The 25140-nt window shown below is 41.3% G+C and carries 21 protein-coding genes, 1 tRNA gene, 1 rRNA gene, 1 other RNA gene and 3 pseudogenes; 24 read left to right on the forward strand and 3 right to left on the reverse strand.

Annotated features, from left to right (window positions below; genetic code table 11):
• Nucleotides 1-132: 132 nt before the first annotated feature.
• The 17 genes and pseudogenes from rrf (at nucleotide 133) to D8848_RS10325 (ending at nucleotide 14513) form a co-directional block, all read left to right on the forward strand.
• Nucleotides 133-248 (forward strand): 5S ribosomal RNA (gene rrf, locus D8848_RS10245).
• Nucleotides 249-253: 5 nt separating this feature from the next.
• Nucleotides 254-327, forward strand: a tRNA-Asn gene (locus D8848_RS10250).
• Between the two features lie 378 nt (nucleotides 328-705).
• Entirely contained in the window at nucleotides 706-942 is a 237-nt protein-coding gene (comW, locus tag D8848_RS10255; protein WP_064275756.1) for a sigma(X)-activator ComW, read from the forward strand.
• A 230-nt stretch (nucleotides 943-1172) separates the two neighbouring features.
• Nucleotides 1173-2459: an adenylosuccinate synthase gene (locus D8848_RS10260; protein WP_004237599.1), complete on the forward strand. Its 1287-nt coding sequence runs from the start codon at nucleotides 1173-1175 to the stop codon at nucleotides 2457-2459.
• Between the two features lie 199 nt (nucleotides 2460-2658).
• Nucleotides 2659-3126: a tRNA adenosine(34) deaminase TadA gene (gene tadA / locus D8848_RS10265; protein WP_125444037.1), complete on the forward strand. Its 468-nt coding sequence runs from the start codon at nucleotides 2659-2661 to the stop codon at nucleotides 3124-3126.
• Nucleotides 3127-3158: 32 nt separating this feature from the next.
• Nucleotides 3159-3256, forward strand: an RNA gene (gene ffs, locus D8848_RS10270) — signal recognition particle sRNA small type.
• A 56-nt stretch (nucleotides 3257-3312) separates the two neighbouring features.
• A complete protein-coding gene (locus D8848_RS10275) occupies nucleotides 3313-3756 on the forward strand; it encodes a dUTP diphosphatase (RefSeq protein ID WP_000701987.1) in 444 nt (147 codons plus the stop codon).
• Nucleotides 3707-4273: a histidine phosphatase family protein gene (locus D8848_RS10280; protein WP_185756890.1), complete on the forward strand. Its 567-nt coding sequence runs from the start codon at nucleotides 3707-3709 to the stop codon at nucleotides 4271-4273. The genes D8848_RS10275 and D8848_RS10280 overlap by 50 nt, the downstream gene beginning before the upstream one ends.
• 13 nt (nucleotides 4274-4286) lie before the next feature.
• Nucleotides 4287-5648 (forward strand): DNA repair protein RadA, encoded by a 1362-nt coding sequence (radA, locus tag D8848_RS10285; protein WP_125444039.1) that lies wholly within the window; start codon nucleotides 4287-4289, stop codon nucleotides 5646-5648.
• Nucleotides 5649-5720: 72 nt separating this feature from the next.
• Nucleotides 5721-6218: a beta-class carbonic anhydrase gene (locus D8848_RS10290; protein WP_084925939.1), complete on the forward strand. Its 498-nt coding sequence runs from the start codon at nucleotides 5721-5723 to the stop codon at nucleotides 6216-6218.
• A 24-nt stretch (nucleotides 6219-6242) separates the two neighbouring features.
• The gene (locus D8848_RS10295) at nucleotides 6243-7058 is read left to right on the forward strand and encodes a PrsW family intramembrane metalloprotease (protein WP_125444043.1); all 816 of its coding nucleotides are present in this window, start codon (nucleotides 6243-6245) and stop codon (nucleotides 7056-7058) included.
• Nucleotides 7059-7202: 144 nt separating this feature from the next.
• Nucleotides 7203-8171 (forward strand): ribose-phosphate diphosphokinase, encoded by a 969-nt coding sequence (locus tag D8848_RS10300; protein ID WP_000010160.1) that lies wholly within the window; start codon nucleotides 7203-7205, stop codon nucleotides 8169-8171.
• A gap of 117 nt (nucleotides 8172-8288) precedes the next feature.
• Nucleotides 8289-9247 (forward strand): annotated as a pseudogene (locus D8848_RS10305) (Rpn family recombination-promoting nuclease/putative transposase).
• Between the two features lie 1028 nt (nucleotides 9248-10275).
• Nucleotides 10276-10578, forward strand: a pseudogene (locus D8848_RS11000) (hypothetical protein); the annotation flags it as partial.
• 101 nt (nucleotides 10579-10679) lie between these two features.
• On the forward strand, nucleotides 10680-11660 hold the full coding sequence (locus D8848_RS11060) for a hypothetical protein (protein WP_312023121.1): 981 nt from the start codon (nucleotides 10680-10682) through the stop codon (nucleotides 11658-11660).
• 37 nt (nucleotides 11661-11697) lie between these two features.
• Complete coding sequence (locus D8848_RS11065) at nucleotides 11698-13110, forward strand: nucleoside triphosphate hydrolase (RefSeq protein WP_125444047.1); 1413 nt, start codon at nucleotides 11698-11700, stop codon at nucleotides 13108-13110.
• Between the two features lie 128 nt (nucleotides 13111-13238).
• A complete protein-coding gene (locus tag D8848_RS10325; protein ID WP_125444048.1) occupies nucleotides 13239-14513 on the forward strand; it encodes an LPXTG cell wall anchor domain-containing protein in 1275 nt (424 codons plus the stop codon).
• A gap of 136 nt (nucleotides 14514-14649) precedes the next feature.
• Here the strand turns inward: D8848_RS10325 and D8848_RS10820 are convergent.
• Both D8848_RS10820 and D8848_RS10335 read right to left on the reverse strand, forming a co-directional pair.
• Nucleotides 14650-15030: pseudogene (locus D8848_RS10820) on the reverse strand (Rpn family recombination-promoting nuclease/putative transposase); the annotation flags it as partial.
• Nucleotides 15027-15941, reverse strand: coding sequence for an Rpn family recombination-promoting nuclease/putative transposase (locus D8848_RS10335; protein ID WP_125444050.1), 915 nt, complete (start codon nucleotides 15939-15941; stop codon nucleotides 15027-15029). The gene D8848_RS10335 and the pseudogene D8848_RS10820, both read right to left, overlap by 4 nt.
• Before the next feature lie 147 nt (nucleotides 15942-16088).
• Here D8848_RS10335 and polA point away from each other — a divergent pair, with 147 nt between their 5' ends.
• Both polA and D8848_RS10345 read left to right on the forward strand, forming a co-directional pair.
• Nucleotides 16089-18722, forward strand: coding sequence for a DNA polymerase I (polA, locus tag D8848_RS10340; RefSeq protein WP_125444051.1), 2634 nt, complete (start codon nucleotides 16089-16091; stop codon nucleotides 18720-18722).
• A gap of 84 nt (nucleotides 18723-18806) precedes the next feature.
• A complete protein-coding gene (locus D8848_RS10345) occupies nucleotides 18807-19244 on the forward strand; it encodes a CoA-binding protein (RefSeq protein ID WP_000076488.1) in 438 nt (145 codons plus the stop codon).
• A 31-nt stretch (nucleotides 19245-19275) separates the two neighbouring features.
• On the opposite strand, the gene D8848_RS10350 is transcribed toward D8848_RS10345, so the two are convergent.
• A complete protein-coding gene (locus tag D8848_RS10350; protein ID WP_125444053.1) occupies nucleotides 19276-20286 on the reverse strand; it encodes a YeiH family protein in 1011 nt (336 codons plus the stop codon).
• Nucleotides 20287-20434: 148 nt separating this feature from the next.
• Here D8848_RS10350 and D8848_RS10355 point away from each other — a divergent pair, with 148 nt between their 5' ends.
• The 5 genes from D8848_RS10355 to D8848_RS10380 form a co-directional block, all read left to right on the forward strand.
• Entirely contained in the window at nucleotides 20435-21604 is a 1170-nt protein-coding gene (locus tag D8848_RS10355; RefSeq protein WP_060627302.1) for a pyridoxal phosphate-dependent aminotransferase, read from the forward strand.
• Nucleotides 21601-22371: a DNA repair protein RecO gene (gene recO, locus D8848_RS10360; RefSeq protein WP_033686080.1), complete on the forward strand. Its 771-nt coding sequence runs from the start codon at nucleotides 21601-21603 to the stop codon at nucleotides 22369-22371. Before D8848_RS10355 ends, recO begins: the two co-directional genes overlap by 4 nt.
• Nucleotides 22368-23360: a phosphate acyltransferase PlsX gene (plsX, locus tag D8848_RS10365; RefSeq protein ID WP_023932889.1), complete on the forward strand. Its 993-nt coding sequence runs from the start codon at nucleotides 22368-22370 to the stop codon at nucleotides 23358-23360. The genes recO and plsX overlap by 4 nt, the downstream gene beginning before the upstream one ends.
• A 5-nt stretch (nucleotides 23361-23365) precedes the next feature.
• On the forward strand, nucleotides 23366-23599 hold the full coding sequence (locus D8848_RS10370) for an acyl carrier protein (protein WP_049499076.1): 234 nt from the start codon (nucleotides 23366-23368) through the stop codon (nucleotides 23597-23599).
• Nucleotides 23600-24020: 421 nt separating this feature from the next.
• Nucleotides 24021-25140, forward strand: a 1120-nt coding sequence (locus D8848_RS10380; protein ID WP_142999026.1) for an N-acetylmuramoyl-L-alanine amidase family protein, incomplete at its 3' end; no start/stop codon positions are given.

Consider the following 25140-nt stretch of genomic DNA (forward strand, 5'->3'; position numbering starts at 1 on the left):
GGAAGTGTGGCGACACATGTAGCGGACTAATACTAATAGCTCGAGGACTTATCCAAAGTAACTGAGAATACGAAAGCGAACGGTTTTCTTGATTTGAATAGATATTCAATTTTGAGTAGGTATTACTCAGAGTTAAGTGACGATAGCCTAGGAGATACACCTGTACCCATGCCGAACACAGAAGTTAAGCCCTAGAACGCCGGAAGTAGTTGGGGGTTGCCCCCTGTGAGATATGGAAGTCGCTTAGCTTTAATCCGCCATAGCTCAGTTGGTAGTAGCGCATGACTGTTAATCATGATGTCGTAGGTTCGAGTCCTACTGGCGGAGTAGTTAAGAAAAAGAGGTTTAGGCCTCTTTTTTTATATAATTAATAATCTATTTTGAGTTATTTGGTGTGAGATATTTTTTGCTGAGTAAAGTTTCATAGCCCTCCGTTTTCGAGCAAGGAGATCTTTTTAGTACTTTAATCGAGGGTAGCGAAGAGGCTAAACGTGACGGACTGTAAATACGCTCCTTCGAGGGTTCACATCCTTCCGCTTCCATTATCTTAGTTTTTGAAATTTAGGTAGTAGATTTGTTCCTATTCTGTCAACTTTTCCTATTTGTTATCTTTTTGAGGTTGGTATTTGAGCAATTCAGGATTTTATAATAACTGTTTATAATTTTTTGTTAGAATAAGGTCATAAAAAGTAAAGGAGTATATATATGCTACAAAGTATTTATGATCAGATGATGGATTTTTATAGAAATATTGAAGAAGAGTATGGTATGTTCTTCGGTGATAATTTTGATTGGGAACATGTTCATTTTAAGTTTTTGATTTATTATCTTGTCCGATATCGTATTGTGAGTCATCGGGATTTTATTGTTTACCATTATCGTGTTGCTTATCGTTTGTATCTTGAAAAATTGATAATGAAACAAGGTTTTGTTGCTTGTTGAGAAAGTATGAGTTAATTTCCGAACAAATTTAACTTTTTTTGGAAAAATAATGGTAAAAAGCCGAAATTTTTTCTAAATCATTTTTTAATAGTTGGAAATAGCAAATCTTTCTATTGTTTCTTCTTGATAAAAAGGCGATTTTTTCTTATAATAAATTGTAAGATATAATTGCAGGTGAGAGTCCTGCCATGTATGTGAGAAAGGAAGAGCCTGAGGGCTCAGACAAGATTATGACTTCAGTTGTTGTTGTAGGTACCCAATGGGGTGATGAAGGTAAAGGGAAGATTACAGACTTCCTTTCAGCGAATGCAGAAGTGATTGCACGTTACCAAGGTGGTGATAATGCAGGTCACACGATTGTGATTGATGGTAAGAAATTTAAATTGCACTTGATTCCATCTGGAATTTTCTTCCCTGAAAAAATCTCTGTTATTGGGAATGGTATGGTTGTAAATCCTAAATCTCTTGTAAAAGAGTTGAGCTATCTTCATGAGGAGGGTGTGACAACTGATAATTTGCGTATTTCTGATCGCGCGCATGTCATTTTGCCTTATCATATCGAGTTGGATCGTTTGCAAGAAGAAGCTAAGGGCGACAATAAGATTGGGACTACAATCAAGGGAATTGGTCCAGCTTATATGGACAAGGCTGCTCGTGTTGGGATTCGTATTGCAGATCTTTTGGATAAAGATATTTTCCGTGAGCGTTTAGAACGTAACCTTGCTGAAAAGAATCGTCTTTTTGAAAAATTGTATGACAGTAAAGCTATTGATTTCGATGATATTTTTGAAGAATATTACGAATATGGTCAACAAATCAAGAAATATGTGACAGACACGTCTGTAATCTTGAACGATGCGCTTGATAACGGTAAACGTGTGCTTTTTGAAGGTGCACAAGGAGTTATGCTAGATATCGACCAAGGTACTTATCCATTTGTTACGTCGTCAAACCCTGTAGCTGGTGGTGTGACAATTGGTTCTGGTGTAGGTCCAAGCAAGATTGACAAGGTTGTAGGTGTATGTAAAGCTTATACGAGTCGTGTAGGAGATGGTCCTTTCCCAACTGAGTTGTTTGATGAAGTGGGAGAACGTATCCGTGAAGTCGGTCATGAATATGGTACAACAACTGGTCGTCCACGTCGTGTGGGATGGTTTGATTCAGTTGTGATGCGCCATAGCCGTCGCGTTTCTGGTATTACTAACCTTTCATTGAACTCTATCGATGTTTTGAGTGGTTTAGATACAGTGAAAATCTGTGTGGCCTATGATCTTGATGGCCAACGTATTGATTACTATCCAGCTAGTCTTGAGCAATTGAAACGTTGCAAGCCTATCTATGAAGAGTTGCCAGGTTGGTCAGAAGATATTACCGGAGTTCGTAATTTGGAAGATCTTCCTGAGAATGCGCGTAACTATGTTCGTCGTGTGAGTGAATTGGTTGGCGTTCGTATTTCTACTTTCTCAGTAGGTCCTGGTCGTGAACAAACAAATATTTTAGAAAGTGTTTGGTCGTAAGAGATTTTTAAGATTTGTTTAAGATAGGTCGGGTATACTATAGACAGTTACAAGAAGACCTCCTAACTTGTTGTAACAAATATCCTAAACTTTTCTTTTTCATAATAATCTCCCTATAAAGTCACCGCATTCGGTGGCTTTTTTTGTCTTGGGATTCATGATATAATAATAAAATCGATAAGTAGGAAAAGGGAAATTGATGAATTATACAGTTGAAGAAAAAGAAGTCTTTATGAGGGAAGCTTTGAGAGAGGCTGAGATTGCTCTTGAACACGATGAAATTCCAATTGGTTGTGTGATTGTCAAGGACGGAGAAATCATTGGTCGTGGGCATAATGCGCGTGAGGAACTGCAGCGAGCGGTTATGCATGCGGAGATTATGGCCATAGAGAATGCGAACCTGAGTGAGGAGAGCTGGCGCTTGCTGGATTGTACGCTTTTTGTGACCATTGAGCCTTGTGTCATGTGTAGTGGGGCGATTGGACTCGCCCGTATTCCAAACGTGGTCTATGGGGCTAAAAACCAGAAATTTGGCGCTGCTGGGAGTTTGTACGATATCTTGACAGATGAGCGTCTTAACCATCGTGTAGAGGTTGAAATAGGAATTTTGGAAGATGAATGCGCAACTATTATGCAGGATTTTTTTAGAAATAGACGGAAAAAATAATTTTGCTTTTAAAATGAATAGGAATGTGATATAATAAATAGTGGAGCAACAGTTCTGCGTGAAGCGGGTCAGGGGAGGAATCCAGCAGCCCTAAGCGATTTGAATTGTGTGCTCTTTTTTTCGTGCTTTTTCCGAATAAATAAGATAGAATAATCTAGAATAAATGATAATAGAAAAGAGAAGATGATGAAAATTCGTGGTTTTGAATTGGTTTCTAGTTTTACAGATGAAAATTTATTGCCCAAGCGTGAGACGGCGCATGCGGCTGGTTACGACTTAAAGGTTGCTGTGCGTACGGTTATTGCTCCAGGAGAGATTGTCTTGGTTCCGACAGGGGTTAAGGCTTATATGCAGCCAACTGAGGTTCTATACCTATATGATCGTTCTTCAAACCCTCGTAAGAAGGGTTTGGTTTTAATTAACTCTGTTGGGGTCATTGATGGGGATTATTATGGAAATCCTGGGAATGAAGGGCATATTTTTGCGCAGATGAAGAATATCACAGACCAAGAGGTTGTTCTTGAAGTTGGGGAACGTGTGGTCCAGGCTGTCTTTGCTCCTTTCTTAATTGCAGATGGAGATGCGGCTGACGGCGTGCGGACTGGTGGATTTGGATCGACTGGGCACTAGAATGAAGATTATCTTTGTACGTCATGGGGAGCCAGATTATCGTGAGTTAGAGGAGCGTTCTTATACGGGATTTGGGATAGATTTGGCGCCCTTGTCTGAGAAGGGAAGGCAACAAACCCAGAAACTGAGCAAAAATCCCTTGCTTCCTTCAGCTGAAATAATCATATCTTCTGCAGTCACAAGAGCTTTAGAAACGGCTTCTTATGTGGCTTGTGTTACTGGACTTCCTTTGAGAGTGGAGCCATTATTGCATGAATGGCAGGTCTATGAAAGTGGCATAGATAATTTTGAAAAAGCTCGTACTATGTTTCTAGAAAATAATGGGGATTTACTTCCTAATAGTCCTATTCAATATGAGACATCTACGGAGATGAAGTCTCGTTTTCTAGAATGCATGGCTAAGTATCGAGAACATCAGACTGTGGTAGTTGTTGCTCATCGAATGCTCATGCGCCAGTTTGTGCCAAATGAGAAGATTGATTTTTGCCAAGTGATTGAGTGTGAGTTAGAGATATAGAAAGAGGTTTATTATCGCAAAGAAAAAAGCGACATTTGTATGTCAAAATTGTGGGTATAATTCCCCTAAATATCTGGGACGTTGTCCTAACTGTGGGTCTTGGTCTTCCTTTGTAGAAGAGGTTGAGGTTGCCGAGGTCAAAAATGCGCGTGTGTCCTTGACAGGTGAGAAAACCAAGCCCATGAAACTGGCTGAGGTGACTTCAATCAATGTCAATCGAACCAAGACGGAGATGGAGGAATTCAACCGTGTACTTGGAGGCGGAGTGGTACCAGGAAGTCTCGTCCTAATCGGTGGGGATCCTGGAATCGGGAAATCGACTCTTCTCCTACAAGTCTCAACCCAGTTGTCTCAAGTGGGGACAGTTCTCTATGTCAGTGGGGAGGAGTCTGCCCAGCAGATTAAACTACGTGCAGAGCGTTTGGGTGATATTGATAGCGAGTTTTATCTCTATGCAGAGACCAATATGCAGAGTGTTCGAGCTGAGGTAGAAAGAATACAGCCAAACTTCCTCATTATTGACTCCATTCAGACCATTATGTCTCCTGAGATTTCAGGGGTGCAGGGGTCTGTTTCTCAGGTGCGTGAGGTGACTGCTGAGCTTATGCAACTGGCCAAGACCAATAACATTGCCATCTTTATCGTAGGTCATGTGACCAAGGAAGGAACCTTGGCTGGCCCTCGTATGCTAGAGCATATGGTGGATACGGTGCTTTACTTTGAAGGGGAACGCCATCATACCTTCCGTATTTTAAGAGCGGTCAAAAACCGTTTTGGTTCTACCAATGAAATTGGGATTTTTGAGATGCAGTCAGGTGGCTTGGTTGAGGTTCTTAATCCGAGTCAAGTTTTCCTAGAAGAGCGTTTGGATGGAGCGACTGGCTCATCAATCGTTGTGACCATGGAAGGGACGCGTCCGATTTTGGCGGAGGTTCAGGCCTTGGTAACACCGACCATGTTTGGAAATGCCAAGCGTACTACGACAGGTCTTGACTTCAATCGCGCTAGCTTGATTATGGCTGTTTTGGAAAAGCGGGCAGGTCTTCTCTTACAAAATCAGGATGCCTATCTCAAATCTGCTGGCGGTGTCAAATTGGATGAACCTGCCATTGACTTGGCCGTTGCTGTTGCCATTGCTTCGAGCTATAAAGACAAGCCAACCAACCCTCAGGAATGTTTTGTGGGAGAACTGGGTTTGACTGGAGAAATTCGGCGCGTGAATCGTATCGAGCAACGCATCAATGAAGCTTCTAAACTGGGCTTTACAAAAATCTATGTACCGAAAAATTCCTTGACAGGAATCACTCCACCCATGGAAATTCAGGTCATTGGCGTGACAACGATTCAGGAAGTTTTGAAAAAGGTCTTTGCATAATCCGTGACAAATCCTCTTAAAAATGATAAGATAGGAGAAATATTTGACTATCAAATTTTCGAGGAGGGAATCGTGTCGTATTTTGAACAGTTTATGCAAGCCAATCAGGCTTATGTTGCCCTACATGGGCAGTTAAATCTGCCACTTAAACCCAAAACAAGAGTGGCTATTGTGACCTGTATGGACTCACGTTTGCACGTGGCGCAAGCTTTGGGATTGGCACTTGGGGATGCTCATATCTTGCGGAATGCAGGTGGTCGAGTGACTGAGGACATGATTCGTTCGCTGGTTATTTCCCAGCAACAGATGGGGACAAGAGAGATTGTGGTGTTACACCATACAGACTGTGGTGCTCAGACTTTTGAAAATGGCTCTTTTCAGGAGTATCTGAAAGAGGAACTAGGTGTCGATGTGTCAGACCAGGACTTCTTGCCCTTCCAAAATATAGAGGAGAGTGTGCGCGAGGATATGCAACTCCTTATCGAGTCTCCCCTAATACCAGATGATGTCATTATCTCTGGTGCTATTTACGATGTGGATACAGGAAGTATGACAGTCGTAGAATTGTAAAAAATTCATTTAGAAAGAAAGTGTATGAAGAAAAACAGTATTTTATTTATTTTTATTTTATTGCTATGTATTGGTTTGCAGTATGAAACCATCTACTATACGGACGGTTCGATGTCAGGTGCGGAATATGGACTAATGGGAGTTTCTATCTTTCTAGCTCTCTTTTACATGATTCCGGCTCTTTATTTCCTTTTCCGTATTGGGAAAAAATGGGAATTACCCAAGAAGGCCTTGATTCTGTCTTTATTGGGTGGGATGTTCCTTTCAGGCTGGTTGTCTAGTTTTGCTAATACCTATATCCATGATTTATTGGAGGTTCTTTTCCCAGATAGTGCATTTTTAAATGCCTTTGAAAGTGCTATTGTGGCTCCTTTGGTAGAAGAACCCTTGAAATTATTGCCACTTGTTTTTGTTTTAGCTTTGGTTCCTGTGCGAAAATTAAAATCTTTGTTTTTACTTGGGATTGCTTCTGGTTTGGGATTCCAAATGATTGAGGATATTGGCTACATTCGTACAGATTTGCCAGAGGGCTTTGATTTTACCATTTCAAGGATTTTGGAGCGTATCATCTCAGGAATTGCCTCTCACTGGACTTTTTCAGGTCTGGCTGTAGTGGGTGTTTACTTGCTTTACAGAGCTTATAAAGGACAGAAGGTTGGCAAGAAAGAGGGGGTTATTTTCCTAGGTTTAGCCTTGGGAACTCACTTCTTGTTTAACTCTCCTTTTGTAGAATTAGAGACAGAGTTGCCTTTAGCGATTCCAGTGGTTATGGCTATTACTCTCTATGGTTTTTATCAGGCTTATCGTTTTGTTGAGAAACACAATGAGTTGATGAACTAGAATATTTTTCAAAAGAATGATGCAAGGGTACAAATATGCTGCCCTTCTTTTATTTTTGATTGAAAAATAGTGCAAAAAGCGCTACAATGGTAGATGGAAAATCTTGTGAAAAGCACAAGCGATACATATATACCGGAGGAAATCATGTCTTTTTCTGATTTAAAGCTGTTTGCCCTTTCTTCTAATAAAGAATTGGCAGAACGTGTGGCGCAGGAGATTGGGATAGAGTTGGGGAAATCAAGTGTTCGCCAATTTTCAGATGGAGAGATTCAGGTCAACATCGAAGAATCAATCCGTGGGAAACACGTCTTTATCCTACAATCAACTAGCTCGCCTGTAAATGACAATCTGCTTGAAATTTTGATTATGGTGGATGCTTTGAAGCGTGCGAGTGCAGAATCTGTCAATGTTGTCATGCCTTACTATGGGTATGCACGTCAGGATAGAAAGGCGAGAGCGCGTGAGCCAATCACTTCAAAACTTGTCGCAAATATGCTTGAAGTAGCTGGAGTGGATCGTTTATTGACCATCGACTTGCATGCTGCGCAGATTCAAGGATTCTTTGATATTCCTGTGGATCACTTGATGGGAGCTCCTCTGATTGCGGATTATTTTGAGCGTCGTGGCATGGTTGGTTCTGACTATGTGGTTGTCAGCCCAGACCATGGAGGAGTGACTCGTGCCCGTAAGTTGGCAGAATTTTTGAAAACATCTATCGCTATCATTGATAAACGTCGTAGCGTTGATAAGATGAATACTAGTGAAGTCATGAACATCATCGGTAAGGTCGAAGGCAAGACTTGTATCTTGATTGATGATATGATTGATACAGCTGGAACGATTTGTCACGCGGCAGATGCCCTTGCAGAAGCTGGTGCTGTTGAAGTCTATGCAAGCTGTACGCACCCAGTTCTTTCTGGTCCCGCTATGGACAATATCCAAAATTCAGCTATTAAGAAATTGGTTGTTTTGGATACTATCTATCTCCCAGAAGAGCGTTTGATTGATAAGATTGAGCAGATTTCAATCGCTCATCTCCTAGGGGATGCTATTGTACGTATCCATGAAAAACGTCCACTTTCTCCACTTTTCAGTATTGAGAAAAAGATTTAATGACCAAGCCTGAGATGATTCTCAGGTTTTTTCATCTCTTTTCCGAATAAATAGATAGAGCCAGAGAATCTAGCAAATCTAGATTTAAAACTGTGGTATAATAAAAGGAGGAAAAGGATGATTCTAAGACATCCGGGCATCAGCCCAACCAACGATTTGGTTGCTAAGAAAATCTTTAGCAACCCAGAAATCACTTGTCAATTTATCCGCGATATGCTGGATTTACCAGCAAAAAATGTGACCATTTTGGAGGGAAGTAATATTCACGTCTTGCCTTCCATACCTTACTCGGCGCAGGATTTCTATACCAGTATAGATGTTTTGGCGGAGTTGGACAATGGCACCCAAGTAATCATTGAAATTCAGGTGCATCATCAGAATTTTTTCATTAATCGTTTATGGGCTTACCTGTGCAGTCAGGTCAATCAAAATCTCGAAAAAATTCGTCAACGAGAAGGTGATACACATCAGAGTTACAAACACATCGCACCGGTATACGCTATCGCAATCGTGGATAGCAACTACTTCTCAGATGACTTGGCTTTTCATAGTTTTAGCATGCGAGAGGATACGACAGGTGAGGTCTTAACTATCACAAATAATGGTCAGGAAAACCATCTAGTCAAGATGGCATTCTTAGAACTAAAAAATATAGAGAAACCAGCAAAGATAAGGTTCGCAAGCCGTGGTTGGAGTTTTTCGGGAACAAACCTTTTACTCAACAACCCTAGCGAGCCATCAGTCAGGCAGACCAACTGCTGGACTATAAGAGCTGGTCCGAGGAGGACAGGAAAATGTTTAGTGAACAACGCAGGCGCGAAGAGCAAGCCTTGTTAGCACATGACTATGCCTTGGAAACAGCTAGGGCAGAGGGGATTGAAAAAGGTTTAGAGCGTGGTCTTGAACGTGGCCGTGCTGAGGGGATTGAACAGGGACTGGAGCGTGGGAAAGTTGAAGGAAGGGAAGAAGGAAAACTCTTTGCTTTCCTAGATATGGTTCGACAAAATCTTCTGACACCAGAGGTAGCCAGTCAGCAATTAGGCATGACGGTCGCAGAGTTTGAGGCCTTGCTATAAGGTCACATTTTAAATAGTAGAAAGTTTATAAAATGGCAAGTTGTTATCAAAAAACTTGTCATTTTTGCTTGACATTTCGAAGGGGTTATAGGATAATACCATAGAAGTGAGTTCTGTCCGACTGTCTATGTGGATTAGATATGAATGATTTTAATCAAGGATTAAAAGTTTGTGAGATTTTCACTTGAATATAGGATATTTTAAGCGTATTCACTCTCACAAAGTTGTTTTTTCACCTTTTTTTCTAAAAATAGGAAAAAACTTTAAAAACTCGAAGAAAACCCTTGACAAATCCTGCAAATATTTATATACTGTATGGTAGTAAGATAGTCTTACGAAAAAATATTTTAAAGAAAAACAAAGGAGATAAAACGATGAAAAAAGTTTTATTGACAAGCGCAGTCGCTCTTGCAGCATTTGGTGCTGTACAAGCTGTTTCAGCAGAAGACACAACAAATAGCCGTTTCGGTTCTTCTTTCAGCACATATCATGGTGGAAATACTGAACCTAACCACAACATTTCAGGTGTAGATGCTTCAACAACAAACAGCCGTTTTGGTTATGGTTTTGCTATCGGATCTAAATACATCCGTTACGACCGTGACGCAGCACATGGATTTAACCGTCGTGTTCGTGTAACTGTTGTTGATGGTGGTAAACGTCCAGTTCCTAACGTAGAAGTAGACTTCTTCTTGAAACCTGCTTCAGGTGAACAGAAACCAGAATACTTTACTGTTAAAACTGATCAATCAGGTGATGCAGAACTTCCAACAGTATTCAAAGCTGGTGAAGTGATTCAATACCGTGTTGCTAAAACAGCTACTGACTTTAAAGAAGCTGTAGAACTTGTTGGCGAACTCGTTGTTGAAGCTGGTAACCAATATGCTGGTTCATTGTACACTAACGGAACAATCGAGTTGCCATACAAACTTGACGATCGTGCTGCAAAAATTGGTAACCAAACTACAGCTGCTCAATATGGTTGGGCTCAAACAGCTGAAGGTTGGAAATACTTCGAAAATGCTGCAGCTGTTACAGGTTGGAAACAAGTTGACGGCAACTGGTACTACCTAAACGATAAAGGTGTAATGCAAACTGGTTGGGTAAACGTTAACGGAACTTGGTACTTCCTAAACAAATCAGGTGCTATGCAAACTGGTTGGTTGCAAGATGGTGGTAAATGGTACTTCCTTGAATCAACAGGTGCTATGAAAGCTAGCCAATGGTTTGAAGTTTCTGGTAAATGGTACCATGTAAACGGTTCAGGTGCCCTTTCAGTAAACACAACTGTTGACGGTTACAACGTAAACGCAAACGGTGAGTGGGTATAATCCTAATACATGAAATATAAAACAGGAGAGTTATCTCCTGTTTTTTCTTGCATTTATCTTGTATAAGTATTATAATGGTTAAAAATAATAGGAGGTTTCCAATGAAATCAAAAGTGTTGAAAATTTTATTAGGTGCAACCTTGGCAGGCACTGCCCTTGTTGGAGCTAGAGTAACTGAAGTGAAAGCTTCGGAAACAAATGTTTATAAGACAGTTGTTTGGGTCACAAAACAGGAAGATGGAAAGGAAAAGATTTTAAAGAATGCGCAATCTTACGATTCATCAAAACCTGAAACATCTTCTCCAGGTACTTTTTCAGGGTATCAATTTGATACTTCTTCAATAGATGGAACTGTATTAAAGCATTACTTTAAGCCAGCAGTGACAGTTACGGGAGATAAGGTAGATGGACTTTCTGCAAAACCTGACATCTTAAAACCATTTAAAGATACAGTCAAAGGGACTTCTTGGTTGGTAATGGAATCAGATGGAACTAGTAGAGAATTAAAAGCTTTTCTTCCTGCTAATGCTGCCAAAAAAGCTGAAGAAGTTGAACATGGTACATTTAAAGGTTATCGTTTTGTAGAAACTAAGATTGACCAAGGAGTTCGTAAACATTGGTTTGTAAAAGACGATAGTGTTACTGGAACAGAAAAAGTGGAAGAGAAACTTACAGGTTGGCAATATATCGCTGATAAGTGGTATTTCTTTGATCAAGATGGCGTGAAGAAAACTGGCTGGGTAAATGATGGTAGCTGGTATTACTTAGCGGCAGATGGTAGTATGCAAACTGGTTGGAAGTTTATCTCTGGTAAATGGTACTATCTTAATAGCGCTGGCTCTATGCAGACTGGCTGGTTAAATCAAGGTGGCAAGTGGTACTATCTCTACTCCGATGGTGCAATGGCTACTGGTTGGGCAAAAGTAGATGGTGTCTGGTACTATCTAAATACTTCTGGTGATCTGGTGACTGGTTGGTTCCAAGCAGGTGGTAAGTGGTATTATGCCTATAGTTCAGGTGCTCTTGCAGTAAATACAACGATTAACGGCTATACTCTAAATGCAAATGGTGAGTGGGTGTAACATTATACACGGAATAAGTGATAAAGAGGTAAAAAAGATGAAAGCAAAACATATTTTAGCAATAGGTGCTGCAGGTGTAACATTACTTGGAGCTAGTACTTTGACTGCAGCACTTTCTAATCAAGATGCAGTGTATGCTGTCGAACCTAAAGCAAAACCAGCAGACCCATCTGTCGTTACTCGCACAGACTATAAGGTTTCAGGTGGAGCTTATGGAGCAACTTCTATTACTGGAATTAATAGTGATAACAAGTATAATGATCCTAAAGATATACCAGGTTATAAGTATATTGGTAGTGAACCTGATAATGGTGGAAGAGTTTGGGTTCATTATTATGTAAAAGACTCAGCATCAACAACTGGTTCAAGTGCAAACACAGGTAACAACACTGGTTCAAGTGCAAACACAGGTAACAACACTGGTTCAAGTGCAAACACAGGTAACAACACTGGATCAAATGCAAATACAAGTACAGGATCTAATATCGATAAAGACGAGTATAAATGGTTAACGGTTTCTGGGAAATACCAGCTTTATATTAATAATAATCTAGTCAAAGGTTGGCAGACTGTTGATGGTAAGACTTATTATTTTGATGAAAATGGTTTTATGAAGACTGGGATCTTAGAAATCAAAGATAAACGTTATTACTTTGATGAAAATGGCCTTATGAAATCTGGTTGGGTCAATGAAGGTGGTAAGGATTACTATATTACTGATGATGGTTCTAAACCAACTACTATCATTGCAAAAGGTGAGAAGATTTACTACGTTAAAGAGGGGATTCAACAAACAGGTCTTCAACAGATTGATAAGAAGTGGTATTATTTATTGGCAGACGGTAGCCGTAAAACAGGTCTCGTTCAAGATACAAATAAGAAATGGTACTATATTACAAATGATGGAGAACGTAAAGTTGGTCTCGTAAAAGATAGTGACGGTGCTTATCATTATCTTACTCCAGAAGGGGAACGTAAAACAGGTTCTGTCACTATTGACGGTGTGACTTATCGTTTAGCGGATCGTGCAAGTAGCAAGCCAGGATGGAATAAAATTGATGGTAAGTGGTACTATTATGATGCGGAAGATAACATGAAGACAGGTTGGGTTAAAGATGGCTCATGGTACTATTTGGATGCTTCTGGGGTCATGCAAACAGGCTGGCAAAAAGTTGATGGAGTATGGTACTATCTAGATGGATCAGGTGCCATGCAAACAGGTTGGTTGAACCAAGGTGGAACTTGGTATTACCTCAATAATTCAGGCGCTATGAAAACAGGTTGGCTAAACCAAAGCGGAACATGGTATTATCTAGATGGATCAGGTGCTATGAAGACTGGTTGGTACCAAGTTGGTGGTAAATGGTATTACTCATACTCATCAGGAGCCTTAGCAGTAAGTACAACTATCAATGGTTACACTGTTAATTCTAATGGTGAATGGGTCTAATACGAATCATGCAGAAAGTAAGAGGAATTTCCTCTTACTTTTTTATTGATAGAAGTTCTATTTCTTGATTTTTTCGAAAGAAAATGGTACAATGACAGCAAAAAGATATTAAAGGTGGTAAATACTTTATGGATAAGAAAAAACTTCTTACTGCTAGCTTGGCTAGTGTCGCAGTTCTTGGAGCAGGTTTCCTTGCTTCTCACCCGTCAGTTGTGAAGGCTGAAGAAGCAGCTTCAACTGCTGTAACTAAAGAAGATGTAGCTGAGTACTTCACTGATTTAGAAAAAAAAGCTGAAAAAGCTATTAATGAAAATGCTAAAATTACTGATAAAGAAGCAGCAATCTTAGAAGCTAAAGCAGCTATCGGTAAAGAAGATTTATTAAAAGCTATTGATGAAAAACAAATCACACCTGAAGATGTACTGAAAGATTTAGCAGAAGCTAGCAAGACTGAATCAGATGAAGCAGAAGCAGGAAAATATGGTGAAAACTATGCACCTCAAGAAGTAAAAGATGCAAAACCTGCCCCAGGTGCTGAATTAGTTCGTAACGAATCAGGTGAAGTAACAGAAGTTAAACCATTAAACGGTGGGATTGACGCTGATGCTCAAGATAAAATCAACAAACGTTTAGACGAAGAAAAAACAGATGTTAAAGATGCTGAAGAAAGACTAGCTGCAGCTAATCATGATGAAAAAGAAGCTGAATCTAACAGAGAAGAAGCTAAGGCAGCTGTAGAATCAGCTAAAGAAAATGTTAAAGCAGCTCAAGAGGAATTGGCAGCTGCAAAAGATCCTAAATCAAAAGAGGAAGCAGAGAAAACTTTAAAACAAGCTGAGCAAGATTTGAAAGATGCTGAGGAAGCATTGGATCAAGCAGATGAAGATTATTATTCATATGTTGCAGATCGCGAAGCTGAAGAAGTTCGTTTGGCGACACGTAATATTGCAAAATTAAAAGCTGAAGGAAAAGATACAACAGAGGCAGAAAAAGAACTTGATCTTGTATTAAATGGAGTAGAACCACTTGTACAACCAGAACTTCCTCTTTATGTTGAATCAGAGCAACCTAAATTACCAAATGATGGTGGCCCTTACCCAGGTGATCGTTATATTATTAACAGACCAGCAGGGACTCCAGCTACAACACCAGCAGAAGCTCCAGCTACAACACCAGCAGGGACTCCAGCTACAACACCGGCAGAGGCTCCAGCTACAACACCAGCAGTTGCACCAACTGTAGCAGTTACTAACAAAGATAACACTTACCAAGCCCCAGCTGCAAAAGCAGAAGATAAGAAAGAACTTCCAAATACTGGTGGTAAAGATAATGCAGCAGTTGCATCATTAGGATTCCTAGGATTACTCCTTGGTGCCCTTCCATTTGTAAAACGTAAAAACTAATTAGTTGAAGATATAAAAGAGAAGGATTTATGACCTTCTCTTTTTGTGATATGGGCTATAGTGAGAGTTCTGTTGAAAAGAAGAAAAAAGTGAACAAAATGATGTTTTAGTTTTGTTCACTTTTATGTTTATAAACTTATAACAAGGCCTCAAACTCAGAAACTGACATGCCCAGTTGCTGACTGGCAACCTCGGAAGTCAGGATACCTTGGCGAACCATGTCTAAGAAGGCAAAAAGTTTCCCTTCTTCCCTTCCTTCAACTTTCCCACGCTCTAAGCCTTTTTCTTCAGCTTGTTCCAAGGCATAATCCTGTGCTAACAAGGCTTGTTCTTCACGCATACGTAGTTCACTAAACATCTTCCTGTCCTCCTCGGACCAGCTCTTGTAGTCCAGCAGTTGGTCTGCCTGGCTGATGGCTCGCTCGGGTTGCTGGGTAAAGGGTTTGTTCCCGAAAAACTCCAACCACGGTTTGCGAACCTTGTCTTTGCTGGTTTCTCTGTACTTTTTAGTTCTTATTTGTGATGCTCTTTCAATAGTTCCTCAAACTCAGCCACGGTCATGCCTAATTGCTGGCTGGCAACCTTGGGAGTCAGAAGACCTTGGTGGACTAGATTTACTAAACCTACTTTTAATCCCTCTTCGATACCCTCAGCTCGACCACGCTCTAATCCTTTTTCTTCAGCTTGTTCCAAGGCATAGTCATGCGCTAACAAGGCTTGTTCTTCACGCCTGCGTTGTTCACTAAACATCTTCCTGTCCTCCTCGGACCAGCTCTTGTAGTCCAGCAGTTGGTCTGCTTGGCTGATAGCTCGCTCAGGTTGTTGGGTAAAGGGTTTGTTGCCGAAAAACTCCAACCAGGGCTTGCGAACCTTGTCTTTGCTGGTTTCTCTGTATTTTTTTAATTCCAAGAACGCCATCTTGACTAGATGGTTTTCTTGACCGTTATTAGTGATGGTTAAGACCTCACCTCTCGTGTCCTCGCGCATACTAAAGCTATGGAAAGCCAAGTCATCTTGGAAATAATTGCTGTCCACAATAGCGATAGCATATACTGGTGCGATGTGTTTGTAACTCTGGTGGGTATCACCTTCACGTTGGCGGATTTTTTCAAGATTTTGATTGACCTGACTGCACAGGTAAGCCCACAAGCGATTAATGAAAAAATTCTGATGATGAACTTGGATTTCGATAATAACCTGCGTGCCATTGTCCAACTCTGCCAAGACGTCTATACTGGTATAGAAATCCTGCGCTGAATAAGGGATGGAGGGTAATACGTGAATGTTACTTCCCTCCAAAATCGTTACATTTTTGGCTGGCAAGTCCAGCATATCACGGATAAATTGACAAGTGATTTCTGGATTGCTGAAAATTTTCTTAGCAACCAAGTCATTGGTTGGGCTGATGCCCGGATGACGTAATGCCATACTCTTTCTCCTTTCATTATAGCACATTTTCAAATCTAGGTTTACTGGATTCTTTGGCTCTATCTATTTATTCGGAAAAAGTGTGAAAAATATTGGGTATCGCTCTTCTCAATGGTATTTTTTGGTGCTTTCCTTTATAATGGGTGTATGGATAAGAAAAAATTATTATTGATTGATGGGTCTTCTGTTGCTTTTCGGGCGTTTTTTGCGCTCTATCAGCAGTTGGACCGTTTTAAGAATGCGGCTGGCTTGCATACCAATGCGATTTATGGCTTTCAGTTGATGTTGAGCCATTTGTTGGAGCGGGTTGAGCCGAGTCATATTTTGGTGGCTTTTGATGCGGGAAAGACGACCTTCCGTACAGAGATGTATGCGGACTATAAGGGTGGTCGAGCTAAGACTCCTGATGAGTTTCGTGAGCAATTTCCCTTCATTCGTGAGTTGTTGGATCATATGGGGATTCGTCACTATGAGTTGGCTCAGTATGAGGCGGATGATATTATTGGGACACTGGATAAACTAGCAGAGCAGGATGGTTTTGATATTACCATTGTCAGTGGGGATAAGGACTTGATTCAGCTGACGGATGAGCATACGGTGGTTGAGATTTCCAAGAAAGGTGTGGCTGAGTTTGAGGCCTTTACGCCGGAATATCTTATGGAAAAAATGGGGCTCACACCGACTCAGTTTATCGATCTCAAGGCGCTCATGGGTGATAAGTCGGATAATATCCCTGGGGTGACCAAAATCGGTGAAAAGACGGGTATCAAGCTCTTGCTGGAGCATGGTTCGCTTGAGGGAATTTATGAGAATATCGATGGGATGAAGGCTTCTAAGATGAAGGAAAATCTCATCAATGATAAGGAACAGGCCTTTTTGTCAAAAACACTGGCGACCATTGATACCAAGGCACCGATTGAGATTGGTTTGAAGGATTTGGTCTATAGCGGTCCAGATGTGGAAAATCTTGGAAAATTCTACGATGAGATGGGCTTCAAACAGCTCAAACAGGCTTTAAATGTGTCGTCAGCTGATGTTGCTGAAAGTTTGGACTTTACTATCGTTGAGCAAGTCAGTCAAGATATGCTGAGTGAAGAAGCTATCTTTCACTTTGAGCTTTTTGGTGAGAATTACCATACGGATGATTTGGTTGGTTTTGCTTGGTCTTGTGGGGATAAGCTCTATGCTACAGACAAGCTTGAACTTTTGCAAGAGCCTATTTTCAAAGATTTTCTAGAAAAAACACCTTTGAGGGTGTATGACTTTAAGAAAGCTAAAGTTCTCTTGCATCGTTTGGGTGTGGATTTGCAGGCGCCTGCTTTTGACAGTCGTTTGGCTAAATATCTCCTTTCGACTGTGGAGGACAATGAAATTGCGACCATCGCTAGTCTTTATGGTCAGACTTACTTGGTCGATGATGAGACTTTCTATGGTAAGGGAGTCAAGAAGGCCATTCCTGAACGCGAGAAATTCTTGGAACATTTGGCGCGTAAGCTTGCTGTTTTGGTTGAGACTGAGCCTATTTTGCTTGAAAAACTCAGTGAAAATGGGCAATTAGAGCTTCTTTATGATATGGAGCAACCTCTGGCTTTTGTCCTTGCCAAGATGGAAATTGCTGGGATTACGGTCAAGAAAGAGACCTTGCTTGAGATGCAGGCTGAAAATGAGCTTGTTATTGAAAAACTGACTCAGGAGATTTACGAACTGGCTGGTGAGGAGTTTAATATTAACTCGCCTAAGCAGTTGGGCGTGCTTCTCTTTGAAAAATTGGGGCTACCTCTAGAATACACTAAGAAAACCAAGACAGGTTATTCGACAGCAGTGGATGTCTTGGAACGCTTGGCTCCTATTGCGCCGATTGTTAAGAAAATTCTCGACTACCGTCAGATTGCCAAGATTCAATCGACTTATGTGATTGGTTTGCAGGACTGGATTTTGGCTGATGGCAAGATTCATACTCGCTATGTGCAGGATTTGACCCAGACTGGGCGTCTGTCTAGTGTGGATCCAAACTTGCAAAATATTCCTGTGCGATTGGAACAAGGCCGTCTCATTCGTAAGGCTTTTGTACCCGAGTGGGAGGATAGTGTGTTGCTCAGTTCGGATTATTCACAGATTGAATTGCGTGTTTTAGCGCATATTTCTAATGATGAGCACTTGATTAAGGCCTTCCAAGAGGGAGCGGACATCCATACCTCGACAGCCATGCGTGTCTTTGGCATTGAACGTCCTGAGGATGTGACTGCAAACGACCGTCGCAATGCCAAGGCTGTCAACTTTGGAGTGGTTTACGGGATTTCAGACTTTGGCTTGTCTAATAATTTAGGCATTAGCCGTAAGGAAGCCAAAGCCTATATTGATACCTACTTTGAACGTTTTCCAGGTATTAAAAACTACATGGATGAAGTGGTGCGTGAGGCGCGTGATAAAGGCTATGTAGAGACCCTCTTCAAGCGTCGTCGTGAGTTGCCAGATATCAATTCTCGCAACTTCAACATTCGTGGTTTTGCGGAGCGGACTGCTATCAACTCTCCTATTCAGGGATCGGCGGCAGATATTCTCAAGATTGCTATGATTCAGCTGGATAAAGCCTTGGTTGCAGGTGGCTATCAGACTAAGATGCTGTTACAAGTGCACGATGAAATCGTCCTTGAAGTTCCTAAATCTGAATTGGCAGAGATGAAAAAATTGGTCAAACAAACCATGGAAGAAGCCATTCAACTCAGTGTTCCCCTCATCGCAGATGAAAATGAAGGTGCAACCTGGTACGAGGCTAAATAAAAAGGGGGCTAGTTCTCCTTTTTTGTAGTAGAATTATGCAAGCCTTTTCAAATTGTGCTATACTGATGAAAAAGGAGGATTTCTATGAGTCAAGAATTTATCAATCCAAGTGATGGCGTGATTCGTCAGTATCTCGCAACGAGTAAAACCCTTGCTGTGGTGGGCTTGTCAGACCGTGAGGAAACAACGAGCAATCGAGTGACCAAGGAAATGCAGGCTCGGGGTTATAAAATTATCCCAGTCAATCCCAAGGTGGCAGGTGGCGAAATATTGGGTGAAAAGGCTTATGCTAGTCTAGCTGAGATTCCTTTTCCTGTAGATATTGTCAATGTTTACCGTCGCAGCGAGTTTTTGCCTGATGTGGCGCGTGATTTTCTCAAAGCTGACGCCAAGATTTTTTGGGCACAGCTAGGACTTGAAAGTCTAGAAGCGGAAGAAATCTTGCGTGCTGGTGGATGTGATGACATCGTGATGAATCGTTGTATTAAGAGAGAACATACACGCTTGATTGAGGAAGCATAAGAAAAAGGTAGCTGGTGGGCTACCTTTTGTGTTAGAAAATACCAATCAATGCTTGCATGCCAAGGCTGGTGAGGATGATGGCAATCCAGCAAAGGGCTCCAAGAAGAATTGATTTTCCGCTGGATTTGACCATAGCTACTAGATTGGTTTTGAGACCGATAGCACTCATGGCCATGATAATGAGGAATTTGGAGAGTTGTTTGAGAGGGGTAAAGAAACTACTGGACACACCGAGAGAGGTCAGGAGGGTGGTTAGAAGAGATGCAAGGATAAAGTAAAGGATAAACAGCGGGAAGACTTTTTTCAGTTGCAAACCTTGCTTATTTTTTTGCTCGCGACTTTGCCAGTAGGAGAGAAAGAGAGTGATGGGGATAATAGCCAGAGTACGTGTGAGTTTGACAATGGTTGCGGATTCGAGGGTATTGGTCTGGTAGAGACTGTCCCAAGCGCTAGCTGTAGCTGTTACAGAGGAAGTGTCATTGACCGCAGTTCCTGCAAAGAGGGCGAAGCCTTCATTAGATAGATGAAGCCAGGTACCTAGCGTTGGAAAGATGAGCGCAGCCAAGACATTGAAGAAAAAGATAACGGAGATGGCTTGGGCTACTTCCTTTTCCTTGGCATGGATAACGGGCGCTGTCGCTGCAATGGCAGAGCCCCCACAGATAGAAGAACCCACTCCAATCAAGGTAGCCAGTTTTGTGTCCAGTGCAAAGAAACGCTGGAAGAGGTAGGCAACAATCAAGGCTATTGAGATGGTGGACAGGATGACAGGGAGTGAAGATTGCCCAACTGCGAAGACTTGCGAGATATTGAGACCAAAACCAAGCAAGATAACGGCATACTGGAGCAATTTCTTGGAACTAAAGGTCAATCCAGCATCCAGTTGTTTATAAGACGAGAGAAAGGGATGGAGAAGCATGCCTATGAAAATTGCAAAGACAGGCGCGCCAATAACAGGGAAGAATCCTCCTAAGTACCAAGATACGATTGAAATCAGAAGGCAGGCCAATATACCTGCTCCATTTTTTGATAGAAATGACATAAAAACCTCCAAATAGAATCTGTTACCATTATAGACCTGTAAACAGGAAAAGTAAAATAGAAAGTGGAAAGTTATTCTATCATGTATTTTTGCGGTCGGGGGGCTTTTATAGTATAATAGAGATACGTTTTGAAAGTAGGAGGTATCTATGGACTTAACTAAGCGCTTTAATAAACAGTTAGATAAGATTCAAGTTTCGTTGATTCGTCAGTTTGACCAGGCTATTTCTGAGATTCCTGGGGTTTTGCGTTTGACCTTGGGGGAGCCTGATTTTACAACGCCAGATCATGTCAAGGAGGCGGCCAAGCGAGCGATTGACCAGAACCAATCCTACTATACAGGGATGAGTGGTCTGTTGACTTTACGTCAGGCAGCCAGTGACTTTGTTAAGGAAAAGTACCAACTGGACTATGCTCCTGAAAATGAAATATTGGTTACAATTGGGGCGACAGAGGCTTTATCTGCTACTTTGACAGCTATTTTGGAAGAGGGAGACAAGGTGCTCTTGCCAGCTCCTGCTTATCCGGGTTATGAGCCAATTGTCAATCTAGTTGGGGCAGAGATTGTCGAGATTGACACAACTGAAAATGGTTTTGTCTTGACTCCTGAGATGTTGGAGAAGGCCATTTTGGATCAAGGTGACAAGCTCAAGGCAGTTATTCTCAACTATCCAGCTAATCCGACAGGAATTACCTATAGTCGGGAGCAGTTGGAAGCTTTGGCAGCTGTTTTACGCAAGTACGAAATTTTCGTTGTCTGTGATGAGGTTTACTCAGAATTGACCTATACAGGGGAAGCCCATGTATCTCTGGGAACTATGTTGAGAGATCAGGCTATTATTATCAATGGTCTATCTAAATCACATGCCATGACAGGTTGGCGTTTGGGGCTGATTTTCGCTCCTGCGGCCTTCACAGCCCAGTTAATCAAGAGTCACCAGTACTTGGTGACTGCCGCAAATACCATGGCTCAACATGCTGCGGTAGAAGCCTTGACGGCTGGTAAAAATGATGCGGAACCTATGAAGAAGGAATACATCCAGCGTCGAGATTATATTATCGAGAAAATGACTGCTCTTGGTTTTGAGATTATCAAACCAGACGGTGCCTTCTATATCTTTGCTAAGATTCCAGCGGGCTACAATCAAGACTCCTTTGCTTTTCTGAAGGATTTTGCTCAGAAGAAGGCCGTTGCCTTTATTCCTGGTGCCGCCTTTGGGCGTTATGGAGAAGGTTATGTTCGCCTGTCTTATGCAGCCAGCATGGAGACTATCAAAGAAGCCATGAAACGACTTGAGGAGTACATGAGAGAAGCATGATTCAGTCTATCACGAGTCAAGGCTTGGTGCTCTACAATCGCAATTTTCGGGAGGATGACAAGCTCGTCAAGATTTTTACAGAGCAGGCTGGCAAACGCATGTTTTTCGTTAAACATGCTGGCCAGTCTAAGCTGGCACCGGTTATTCAGCCCTTGGTGCTGGCACGATTTCTCTTACGAATCAATGATGATGGGCTCAGTTACATTGAGGACTATCATGAGGTGATGACCTTTCCCAAGATTAATAGTGACCTCTTTGTCATGGCCTATGCGACCTATGTAGCGGCTCTTGCAGATGCTAGTTTGCAGGACAATCAGCAAGATGCCCCCTTGTTTGCTTTTTTACAAAAGACCTTGGAGTTGATGGAAGAGGGTTTAGATTATCAAGTTTTGACCAATATTTTTGAAATTCAAATCTTGACTCGATTTGGGATCAGCCTCAATTTTAATGAGTGTGTCTTTTGTCATCGGGTTGGTCAGGCTTTTGACTTTTCTTTCAAATATGGAGCCTGCCTCTGTCCAGAGCATTATCATGAGGATGAGAGACGTTGCCATCTCAATCCCAATATCCCTTATCTGCTCAATCAATTTCAAGCCATTGATTTTGAGACTTTGGAGACCATTTCGCTCAAGCCTGAAATCAAGCAAGAGCTACGCCAATTTATGGATCAACTCTACGAAGAGTATGTTGGGATTCACCTAAAATCAAAGAAATTTATTGATTCCCTAGCAGACTGGGGACAATTACTAAAAGAGGAAAAGAAATGAAAAAAATCGCAGTAGATGCCATGGGGGGCGATTACGCACCTCAGGCCATCGTTGAGGGTGTCAATCAAGCCCTAGCTGACTTTTCAGATATCGAGGTTCAACTCTACGGAGATGAAGCTAAAATCAAGCAATATCTGACAGCGACAGAGCGCGTCAGCATTATCCATACGGATGAGAAGATTGATTCAGACGATGAACCTACGAGAGCTATTCGAAAGAAAAAAAACGCTAGTATGGTATTGGCAGCCAAGGCTGTCAAAGAGGGAGAAGCAGACGCTGTTCTCTCAGCTGGGAATACAGGTGCCTTGTTGGCAGCAGGATTTTTCATCGTGGGTCGTATCAAGAATATCGATCGTCCTGGGCTTATGTCAACCTTGCCGACTGTAGATGGAAAAGGTTTTGACATGCTGGACCTCGGTGCTAATGCAGAAAATACAGCCCAGCATCTCCATCAATACGCGGTTCTAGGTTCCTTTTATGCTAAAAATGTCCGTGGCATTGCGCAACCACGTGTTGGCTTGCTCAATAACGGAACAGAGAGTAGCAAGGGCGATCCGCTTCGTAAGGAAACTTACGAATTACTAGCAGCTGATGAAAGTTTAAACTTTATCGGAAACGTGGAAGCGCGTGATTTGATGAATGGCGTTGCGGATGTTGTCGTGGCAGATGGTTTCACGGGAAACGCTGTGCTCAAATCCATTGAAGGGACAGCTATGGGAATCATGGGCTTGCTCAAGACAGCTATTACAGGTGGTGGTCTTCGAGCGAAACTAGGCGCACTCCTTCTCAAGGACAGCCTCAGAGGTTTGAAAAAACAGCTCAACTATTCAGATGTTGGTGGAGCGGTCTTGTTTGGTGTCAAGGCACCTGTTGTCAAGACTCATGGCTCAAGCGATGCCAAGGCTGTTTATAGTACAATCCGCCAGATTCGTACCATGCTAGAAACAGACGTAGTTGCCCAGACTGCGCGTGAATTTTCAGGAGAATAAAAGAGATGACAGAAAAAGAAATTTTTGACCGTATTGTGACCATTATCCAAGAGCGACAGGGAGAGGACTTTGTCGTGACAGAATCCTTGAGTCTGAAAGACGACTTGGATGCTGACTCAGTTGACTTGATGGAGTTTATCTTGACGCTGGAAGATGAATTTAATATCGAAATCAGCGATGAGGAAATTGACCATCTCCAAAGTGTAGGAGATGTGGTTAAAATCATTCAAGCAAAATAAAGATAAGAAGTTCCAAGGCATTTGCTTTGGAATTTTTCTTTGGTTCAAGTGACCGTTTAGGAACAGATTTAGTCTTTCTAGGGACAGGAGAGATATGAAAACAAATAAGGGCTATAATGAAATCAGAAAAATCAATCCCCCAAAGGAGATAAGAAATGAAGATCAAATGAAAATATCAATTGATTTCTGCTAAAACAAAAATGTTAATATAGTCACAATTTTAATTGACTTTCCTTTTTTACAGGACTATAATGTAGATATAAAAAAGGATTTATTTTATAGTTGGGGGAAGGTGATGGCTATGTACTTTTGATAAACTAGTCTCTATCTTTTGTTCTTGGAAATTTTAGGAGTTCTATTTTACCTTCATTTCTATTTGATTTTCTTGATTTGGATTTATCTATTTTAGGAGGAAATGGCTATGAAAAAATCTAAACTACTTACACTTTGTTTGCTTGCAGGTGCTGGTCTACTTTTGTCTATCAATCAAGCACAGGCTGCAGATACTTGGGTTAAAAATGGATCTGACTGGAATCTTTCACAAGATGGCAGTCTCGCTAAAAACAAATGGGTACAAAACGCAGGTTCTTGGTACCACTTTGACGGTTCTGGTAATATGCAGACAGGCTGGCTCAAAGATGGGAATACATGGTATTCACTAGCAGATAGTGGCGCCATGCGTACTGGCTGGTACAAGGAAGGTAGCACCTGGTATTCACTCGCAGATAGTGGTGCCATGCGTACAGGTTGGTACCAAGAAGGATCAACTTGGTACTACCTAAAAGGCAGTGGCGCTATGGCAACAGGATGGGCTACTGCAAATGGTAAATGGTCTTATTTTGAAAAATCAGGTGCAATGGTCGCAGACAGAGCTGTTCCAGCCAGTGATGGGGAAAGTTATGTCATTGGTAAGGATGGTTATATGTTAACCAGACTTCCAAGTCAGGTTGAACAAGATCCTTTTGATGATACAGTTATTACAGATATCGTTACTTTGTCTGATGGTTATGACTATCACCTTGTTCATAAGAAAGATGGAGTTGTTATCGAAAAGAATGCCTGGTATATCAAACCTATTGTTGAACGTTTTTCTTATCAAAAGATTGGCGATATAAAACGAAATACTTTAGATGCAATTACTGATAATAAAAAACCAGGGGAAGAAATTGATCCTAAAGCTGTCATAAAGAATTTCCAAAACTTACCAAATAAGTATTACTTTGGAGCAGATGGACGTAAGGTTGCGAATCTACCAGAATTCACTACTCACTTCCCTATTCAAAAAGTTGGGGCTGAACTTTATCTTAAAAACTCAAGTCCAGTTATTAGTCTAGATTCATCTGGATTGACAATTAATGACAATAAACTTTATCTAAGAGGTGCCAATGATGATAATGGTAAACTTGTAACTGGATATTTTACAATGTTTATGGACGGATTATTATCTAAAGATCACCATATTTTGGGCTATGCAGATGAATCTGGTGAAATCGTGAAGATGAAAGTTTTGCCTAATGATTTCCGTGATTATATTGAAAAAG

Source organism: Streptococcus mitis (assembly GCF_003942775.1).
Classification (GTDB): Bacteria; Bacillota; Bacilli; order Lactobacillales; family Streptococcaceae; genus Streptococcus; species Streptococcus mitis_CN.

Bases quoted from the DNA above. Each gene is read 5' to 3' on its own strand.
- D8848_RS10325 (WP_125444048.1), top strand. From the start codon at position 13,239: ATGGATAAGAAAAAACTTCTTACTGCTAGCTTGGCTAGTGTCGCAGTT.
- D8848_RS11060 (WP_312023121.1), top strand. From the start codon at position 10,680: ATGAAATCAAAAGTGTTGAAAATTTTATTAGGTGCAACCTTGGCAGGC.
- D8848_RS10295 (WP_125444043.1), top strand. From the start codon at position 6,243: ATGAAGAAAAACAGTATTTTATTTATTTTTATTTTATTGCTATGTATT.
- D8848_RS10345 (WP_000076488.1), top strand. From the start codon at position 18,807: ATGAGTCAAGAATTTATCAATCCAAGTGATGGCGTGATTCGTCAGTAT.
- D8848_RS10260 (WP_004237599.1), top strand. From the start codon at position 1,173: ATGACTTCAGTTGTTGTTGTAGGTACCCAATGGGGTGATGAAGGTAAA.
- D8848_RS10335 (WP_125444050.1), bottom strand. From the start codon at position 15,941: ATGGCATTACGTCATCCGGGCATCAGCCCAACCAATGACTTGGTTGCT.
- tadA (WP_125444037.1), top strand. From the start codon at position 2,659: ATGAATTATACAGTTGAAGAAAAAGAAGTCTTTATGAGGGAAGCTTTG.
- comW (WP_064275756.1), top strand. From the start codon at position 706: ATGCTACAAAGTATTTATGATCAGATGATGGATTTTTATAGAAATATT.
- recO (WP_033686080.1), top strand. From the start codon at position 21,601: ATGATTCAGTCTATCACGAGTCAAGGCTTGGTGCTCTACAATCGCAAT.
- D8848_RS10350 (WP_125444053.1), bottom strand. From the start codon at position 20,286: ATGTCATTTCTATCAAAAAATGGAGCAGGTATATTGGCCTGCCTTCTG.
- D8848_RS10355 (WP_060627302.1), top strand. From the start codon at position 20,435: ATGGACTTAACTAAGCGCTTTAATAAACAGTTAGATAAGATTCAAGTT.
- D8848_RS10275 (WP_000701987.1), top strand. From the start codon at position 3,313: ATGAAAATTCGTGGTTTTGAATTGGTTTCTAGTTTTACAGATGAAAAT.
- D8848_RS10300 (WP_000010160.1), top strand. From the start codon at position 7,203: ATGTCTTTTTCTGATTTAAAGCTGTTTGCCCTTTCTTCTAATAAAGAA.
- D8848_RS11065 (WP_125444047.1), top strand. From the start codon at position 11,698: ATGAAAGCAAAACATATTTTAGCAATAGGTGCTGCAGGTGTAACATTA.
- polA (WP_125444051.1), top strand. From the start codon at position 16,089: ATGGATAAGAAAAAATTATTATTGATTGATGGGTCTTCTGTTGCTTTT.
- plsX (WP_023932889.1), top strand. From the start codon at position 22,368: ATGAAAAAAATCGCAGTAGATGCCATGGGGGGCGATTACGCACCTCAG.
- D8848_RS10280 (WP_185756890.1), top strand. From the start codon at position 3,707: ATGCGGCTGACGGCGTGCGGACTGGTGGATTTGGATCGACTGGGCACT.
- D8848_RS10370 (WP_049499076.1), top strand. From the start codon at position 23,366: ATGACAGAAAAAGAAATTTTTGACCGTATTGTGACCATTATCCAAGAG.